General features: G+C 69.5%; 1 protein-coding gene and 1 pseudogene. Both read right to left on the bottom strand.

Translation table 11 applies throughout. From position 1 onward, the window contains the following. Positions 1–414, bottom strand: a pseudogene (locus AB0927_RS40985) (IS5/IS1182 family transposase); the annotation flags it as partial. A gap of 129 nt (positions 415–543) precedes the next feature. Continuing rightward, a complete protein-coding gene (locus tag AB0927_RS40980; protein WP_366672966.1) occupies positions 544–861 on the bottom strand; it encodes a hypothetical protein in 318 nt (105 codons plus the stop codon). Positions 862–1,135 lie beyond the last annotated feature (274 nt).

Here is a 1,135-nt window from a genome sequence, read left to right as displayed (position 1 = left end):
CTTGCCGGAGTAGTTCTTCCGGTTCTCCATCCCCGTGCGCCGTCGGGTGCGAATCAGCGTGCCGTCCAGCAGCACGACTCCGCCGCCCTTTCGGACGGTCTTCTTCAGGGCTCGGTCCAGGCGCGGGGCGCGGGCGGCCAGCAGGCCGACGGTCTCGCGAACCCACCGGGTCACGGTGGTGCGATGTATGCCGTTGCCGCCGGCCAGGTCGCCGGGCCGCTGGTCACAGCGCAGTACCGCCAGCACGAGTGAGGCGATCTTCCCCGGAGGCAGGGCCCGCCACCGGGAACGGATCTTCTTCAAGTGGCCGCGTATCAGGTCGGCGAGGTAGTTCAGGGTGGCGCTCGACAGCGGCAGGCGGGCGGTGTAGACAAGGCCGTCAGGGCCCTCGACGGTGCTGTTGGCTTTCTTCACACCAAAACCAACTGCCGCCGGGGGCCCGCCGGTTACGCCCTGCCGACGGCAGGCCGCGACATCGTCAACTGCGTGCGGTGAAGCGGCCGTCGGGCCGTTTGTGCAGCCAGCCGCGGTCGGCGAGCTTGGTCATCTTCGCGCGCAAGGGCTCCAGCTTGCCGCGCACCGAGGCGTCCAGGCCCAGCCGTTCGCCGACTGCACCCTGACCTGTACCGGGCCGTCGGCGTCCCGCGCGATGGCCAGGATCTTGCGGTAGTCCTCGGGCAGCGCGGCCTCGTCAGGGTTCTCGCTGCGGTGCGGAATCAGCAGCACCGCCCGCCCCGCCACCCGGACTGGGGACGGGGATGCAGCTGCGGCCCGGTCCTGCTCGGCCAGCCGGTTCAGGACCCGCTCGGCGACCTGCAGTTCTTCCCGCTCGACCTGGGCCTCGTGCAGCTGCTTGGTCAACTCCTAGACGAGTGCGTCCAGTTCGCCCTGACGGGCCGTGATCCGCTCCAGCTCCTGCATCCCCCACGCCCTCTCATGGTCTCCGGCCGTACCGGCCTGGTGACGGATCGTAGGAGCGGCCTGGTGATCAGCGCAGCAGGACCTGGCAACGGCTCCGGTCGACAAGTCAGACGATCTTCACGAGGGACACCGGCCGACGACCAGCGCGAGTACCCCGATCGCCCCGCACACCAGATCCGTGACCTGCGACTTCACGATGCACGGGTCTCAGTGG

The organism is Streptomyces sp. NPDC048106 (assembly GCF_040706415.1).
Classification (GTDB): domain Bacteria; phylum Actinomycetota; class Actinomycetes; order Streptomycetales; family Streptomycetaceae; genus Streptomyces.
The sequence above is the reverse complement of the archived record's forward strand: the minus strand, read 5'-3'. Positions and strand labels throughout refer to the sequence as shown.